Annotated in this window: 6 protein-coding genes and 2 pseudogenes; all 8 read right to left on the reverse strand. The window is 39.3% G+C overall.

Annotated elements, in window-relative coordinates; translation table 11 throughout:
- A pseudogene (locus HT574_RS20140) lies at nt 1-149 on the reverse strand (enoyl-CoA hydratase/isomerase family protein); the annotation flags it as partial.
- 123 nt (nt 150-272) lie between these two features.
- Nucleotides 273-917: a Phenylacetic acid catabolic protein gene (locus tag HT574_RS19580; RefSeq protein ID WP_042411188.1), complete on the reverse strand. Its 645-nt coding sequence runs from the start codon at nt 915-917 to the stop codon at nt 273-275.
- Nucleotides 917-1,153: a hypothetical protein gene (locus HT574_RS19585; RefSeq protein ID WP_042411149.1), complete on the reverse strand. Its 237-nt coding sequence runs from the start codon at nt 1,151-1,153 to the stop codon at nt 917-919. Before HT574_RS19585 ends, HT574_RS19580 begins: the two co-directional genes overlap by 1 nt.
- Nucleotides 1,150-1,476 (reverse strand): metal-sulfur cluster assembly factor, encoded by a 327-nt coding sequence (locus tag HT574_RS19590; RefSeq protein ID WP_017434534.1) that lies wholly within the window; start codon nt 1,474-1,476, stop codon nt 1,150-1,152. Before HT574_RS19590 ends, HT574_RS19585 begins: the two co-directional genes overlap by 4 nt.
- The gene (locus HT574_RS19595) at nt 1,476-2,411 is read right to left on the reverse strand and encodes a Phenylacetic acid catabolic protein (RefSeq protein ID WP_175245831.1); all 936 of its coding nucleotides are present in this window, start codon (nt 2,409-2,411) and stop codon (nt 1,476-1,478) included. The genes HT574_RS19590 and HT574_RS19595 overlap by 1 nt, the downstream gene beginning before the upstream one ends.
- 469 nt (nt 2,412-2,880) lie before the next feature.
- Nucleotides 2,881-3,867 (reverse strand): MBL fold metallo-hydrolase, encoded by a 987-nt coding sequence (locus HT574_RS19600; protein WP_175245832.1) that lies wholly within the window; start codon nt 3,865-3,867, stop codon nt 2,881-2,883.
- Between the two features lie 21 nt (nt 3,868-3,888).
- A complete protein-coding gene (locus tag HT574_RS19605; RefSeq protein ID WP_175245833.1) occupies nt 3,889-4,764 on the reverse strand; it encodes a PaaX family transcriptional regulator in 876 nt (291 codons plus the stop codon).
- A gap of 210 nt (nt 4,765-4,974) precedes the next feature.
- Nucleotides 4,975-5,100 (reverse strand): annotated as a pseudogene (locus HT574_RS20145) (enoyl-CoA hydratase/isomerase family protein); the annotation flags it as partial.

Below are 5,100 nucleotides of genomic sequence, written 5' to 3' on the forward strand. Positions count from 1 at the left end.
AAACGAAGGTCATCAATCGCCGCGTTGAATTCTTGATAAAATTCAAGATCGTAAGCATTGGTTTTATTGATGTGAAGATGGATTTCCGCGATCCCGTTATCTTTTACCACCGTTAAATTTTTCTTTTTTACAGTTGTTTCAACCGACATAAAATATTCTCCTTTCAAATTTTTAATTTATTAGAATAATTAGGTTTGCGTTTTTCTTTAAATGGACCATTCCATGGTGTGCCGAGTTTCAAATATTACCCCTGATTCAGGCATGATCGTCACTCACTTCATATGAACAAGATGTTCGGTATTGAATTCTTTTAATTGTTCTTTAAATTTCTCCGTTAATTTCACGTTTTTCGGCAGGTATCCTTCCGTTTGTAATTTTTGGTTTTGTTCAACTTTCGCAAGCCATGCATATACTTCATCAATAATCCCATTCAATGATTCCCTAAATCTGTGAGGAACGGCCCCCTGATCATGACGAAGCTGTTTGGCCCAATTTTTGGCGTATATAATATGATCTTTCTGTTCTCGAATAAGCTTTTGAATTCGGGAGGCGACTTTGGAGTGGCTTGATTCAAGTGTGGATTGCAATACGATGTGAATCGCAGTATTCACAGTGTATAGTGCGGCGATAAGCGAAATCCAGTTATGAACGTTTACAACTCCTCTGAATGCTTTTCCTGTTTGTCCGCGAATCTCCGCTTTTTTTCCTTTCACTCCTCTTAAATCAAAGCACCAATTGTATAATAGCCTCGCATGGCCTAATTCTCCTTGAGCCATGGCGACAGCAGCCAATGTTGCTTCCAAATTCGGTCCGCTCACACCGATTTCCACCAAACGGTCACCAAGCATATATTTGTTATCAGCGATGGTTTCTAGCAACTCGATAAATGAATGTACACCTAGTTGCATTTCGCTCATCATGATTCATCTCCTTTTTCGGCAAATAACCCATCTGGTTTTCTTACCCACACTAATTGGTCCCTGTCAACGACAACCATCTCCGACCAATCTTCTTCATCGTAAGTAAAAGATGCATATATTTTCGCGAGTTCTTTATTTTCCGCTTCTACGGTGCCGATGTACATTAAGTGATCTCCCCTCTTGATGCGAGCAAAAACATCAAAGGTAGACCTTCTTTCTTTTTCGATGATCATCTTGCGCTTACCCCCCAATATTTCAATTTCTCCCGTCCTTCAGGGCTTAAGCGGTCAACCGTCCAAGGAGGATCCCAAACAACATTGATATTGACCGTTTTCACTTCCTCTTCTTCCAGCAGTCTTTTTTTAATATCGCTTTCAATCCATTCCATACATGCACAGGAAACAGCGGTATATGTCATTGTAATGTCGATTTCGTCGCCGTTCTTTTTAATATCATAGATCAAGCCCATATCCACGACACTAATCGGAAATTCAGGATCCATGACTTCCTTTAGCGCTTCCCAATATTTTTGCGTATCCGTGCTTACCTTCTCCATCACACTACCTCTTTTCTTAGCTGTTCTAATTCTTTTGCCCCTCTTTGAATTCTTTCAACAAACTGTTTATTTTTCGGTCCCCGCTGTTTGAAGCGTTTAATCACGTTTTCCCATGTATCCGGCTGATCAAATAGCCACTTTTTGTTCACTGGATCAAATTTGCAAGGGAACGGTACATCTAGTACATATTTTTGCTGCTGTTCATCATAGTGGGCCGGTACTTTCACGCCGATCGATTCACAGAAAGGAACAGCCGTTGACAACCATTTTTGGCGAAGTTCATCATTTGTCCTGCCTTTTAAGCGATATTCAAGCTGTGCCGATCGGCTTTTCAAACCATCCGCAACCCCAAAGAACTCCAGCGCCATTAAAAACATCCAATCCACCGCTTTTTGCACTTCTTCGCGCAATTTGGGATCTTGCATCGCTGTTCTCATGATGACTTCACCGTTTCGAAGGTGGAACAATTCCTCTTTATCAACCTTTACTAGAGCTCGTTTCCACGGACCATATGAGGTATGCTCAAAAGCATCTCCAAGCAGCGTATATCCAGCTCGGTCGAAGAAGGCGTTAAACACGCCAAATTCAATCCAATTAGAAAGTTCAAAGTCAAAAGCATACGGATTTTTCCAGCGATGCGGCTCTCTGTTATACAGCAAATTGTCTACATCTTCGCCTAAATCTTTTAGCAAACGATAAGCGATGTGGGCATGACCGATTTCGTCCTGCATGATCGCTAATGCAGTAATCTTGCTGTTCAATGTAGGGGCTTGATCGTAAACCGTTAGTAAAGGAGGAATGCTTAATAATTCTGTATCTCCAACAATGAGTAACGTTTGTTTTAGCGCGTTCAAATATTCCTCATTCATGTCTTCCAACCCTTCAACGATAAACCCGTTTTGAACCTTTTCTTTTAAAAGAGCTGCCTTATCCATTTTTTCACCTCTCTGTATTATGTTTTTTTATTGATCGTCTGTTTAACATAATATTAATCCAGCTAAAACAACTTTGTCAACGTAAAAATAAGAAAAATATGAAAATTTAATCTTATAATTATTTTCAGAAATTAGTTTAGAAAGTATAAGAAATTTGAAAAGACTTCCTAAAGTTGAAAAACATCAACATGATACTGCGGCTATAACATTTATTAAACGATCATATAATTTTTATACAATAACATATAGAAGTCATTGCTACACTCCCGAAGATTCCAGATATATGCATGTGAATTTTTTAACACCTACTTATCGCTTCATACGCCACATGAATGATGTCTGCAACCGCAAGGTTCTTTGGCGCATTGATTCTGTGCAAGCGGTGTGTGCGCTTCTTGAGCCCCCCTGAAAATAGCTAACAGCGGCGCAAGTTTGGGGCAAGCAAATAAAAAAGAGCGCAAAGCTTCAGCTATGCACCCTTTTCAACATTGTGTTTATAAAATATAATACCGTTTCGTTCACCTTTGATTAATTGATTCATTGACACTAGATATTCCAAATGAGCCAATGTTTCAGCGATGGCAAATCTCCATTGATGAGGTGACAACTTTTTATGCTGAAACACTTCACTGGCAATTTTATAAGCAGTTTGGCCGTCTTTCGCAAGGGAAAACATTTGATTTAGCCGTTTTTCATGATGCAGGCGAATTTCTGAAATTCTTTCTCGAATTTGATGAATAACGGCTCCATGAGCCGGAAGAACCAATTTTATGTCCAACTCATCTATTTTATTTAATGAAGAAAAATAATCTTTAAGGGGATTAGGACGGCATCCCGGCCATAAACTAATGTTTGGCGTAATCTTATCTAACACATGATCGGCAGCAAGGAGCAAACGCTGTTCCGGCTGATAAAAATTTACAAGCCCATCACTGTGGCCTGGTACTGGAATAACCCTCCAAGTTTTCCCGCCCAATGTCACTTCTTTTTCCTCTAAAACAGTAAGAGAAGGAAGGGGCGTTACATGTTTGGATAGTTTTTTCATGTTCCCTTCAATTTGAGCGGCAAGGCTGTCCGGGACGCCATTTTGTCTGCAAACCGCACCGACTCGGCTAGCCTGCCGGCTATTTTGTCCCCAAACACGCTCAGCCATTACATAGTCTTCTTTGCTGATAAATACTTTTGCTCCCGTTAACTCCTGCATCCATCCAGCCAAACCAAAATGATCGGGATGAAAATGCGTTAAATAAATAGAACGGATATTTTTCGGATTCACGCTCAGTTGTTTAAAAACTTGTTTCCACGTATCCACCGCATCAAGATAATGAAACCCTGCATCCACTAAACTCCACCCATCCGCTTCTTGAAATAAATAGCAATAAACGTATTTCATCGGAAAAGGTACTGGGATGGGAATCCGATATATTTTTTCTTCAATTTGCTCAATATTTAACATAAAAATTCACCTACTTGTAAATTAAATAATGTCCATAAAAGGATTTATCGCCCTGTCCCGATTAGCAACGAATTTACAATCAGGGGCCTTTTCAAATAATGTCTCAAAATATCTTATTGCTGGCACTGATAAAAGCTGGTGAACATTGAAGAAGAGCTCCCTTGCTTTTGTCCCGCTCCAATCCGGAGGCAAAAGATCATTCGGAAAACTTGGATCAATAAAGAAAAATTTCCGATATTCGTGAACAAGCTTCGTTCTTTCAATAAAACATTCTCTGTCTGACAATTCATTGTTCCATGCACGTTCTTTGAAATCATCAAATTTTTTTCGATATTTTTCAATGAACACATCATATTCTTTCGCGATTTCATCGAAATTCCATCCTCTTTGAATCAATTCTTGATTATCATGAGAAACAATCGAGCTTGAAGTAAAAAGAATGACGTATGGTTCCAAGTGATAGTCTTTAATGAATTCCATCACTTGTTTTTCAACAGGATTCGGGCTTGCCCATGTGCCATGGGAAATCAAGCCAAATCCCATCAAGCTTAACTCCTTTCGAATTTGGTTGCGAAGCTCTCTTTTTTCCTCGGGAACCGAGTACGTTAAAATCCGCCAGTAACCGTCCCATTTGTAGTTTCTCATCGAATACACGCGGGTAAACCCGTCCATCATCGTTCTCTTTCCTTTACTTGTAAGAGAATAATAGCTGTTATTGCCAATTTTTCTGACTTTGAAAAAACCTTGCTGCACCATTCTTAAAGCGGCTCCTCGGATGGAAGATTCGGAAATGCCAAAATGGGACATCATATTAATTAAACTTCCGATCCACACTTCATTGCCATAATGTTGAATGTACTCACCAAATAAGGTAAACATTAAAGCTCTTGGCCTCATCGCTACTCACACCCGTCTTTTTTTGAATTTTGCCTCTTTTTTATTATGCTAGATGAAATTTCATTTTTACAAGTTGTTTCTTAGTAAAAAACTTGCCGATTGGCGAGTTTGTTGCTCATGAGAAGCTGTTTCGCTTATTTTAGACGAAACTATATTTCACGCTATGAAAAAACATATCGGCCAAGGTGACCGATATGTTTTTTCATTCTATTAAATTCCTTTCCAATTTGGTTTCCGTTTTTCCAAAAATGCACTTAATCCTTCTTTCGCATCTTCCGAACGGAACAATAAGTTTTGAAGTTCTCCTTCGTAGCGGATCGCCACGTTTAACGGCAT

Origin of the sequence: Parageobacillus sp. VR-IP, from assembly GCF_013357975.1 — a bacterium.
In the GTDB taxonomy this organism is placed as follows: Bacteria; Bacillota; Bacilli; order Bacillales; family Anoxybacillaceae; genus Saccharococcus; species Saccharococcus caldoxylosilyticus.

Bases quoted from the DNA above. Each gene is read 5' to 3' on its own strand.
- HT574_RS19600 (WP_175245832.1), bottom strand. From the start codon at position 3,867: ATGTTAAATATTGAGCAAATTGAAGAAAAAATATATCGGATTCCCATC.
- HT574_RS19605 (WP_175245833.1), bottom strand. From the start codon at position 4,764: ATGAGGCCAAGAGCTTTAATGTTTACCTTATTTGGTGAGTACATTCAA.
- HT574_RS19590 (WP_017434534.1), bottom strand. From the start codon at position 1,476: ATGGAGAAGGTAAGCACGGATACGCAAAAATATTGGGAAGCGCTAAAG.
- HT574_RS19580 (WP_042411188.1), bottom strand. From the start codon at position 917: ATGAGCGAAATGCAACTAGGTGTACATTCATTTATCGAGTTGCTAGAA.
- HT574_RS19585 (WP_042411149.1), bottom strand. From the start codon at position 1,153: ATGATCATCGAAAAAGAAAGAAGGTCTACCTTTGATGTTTTTGCTCGC.
- HT574_RS19595 (WP_175245831.1), bottom strand. From the start codon at position 2,411: ATGGATAAGGCAGCTCTTTTAAAAGAAAAGGTTCAAAACGGGTTTATC.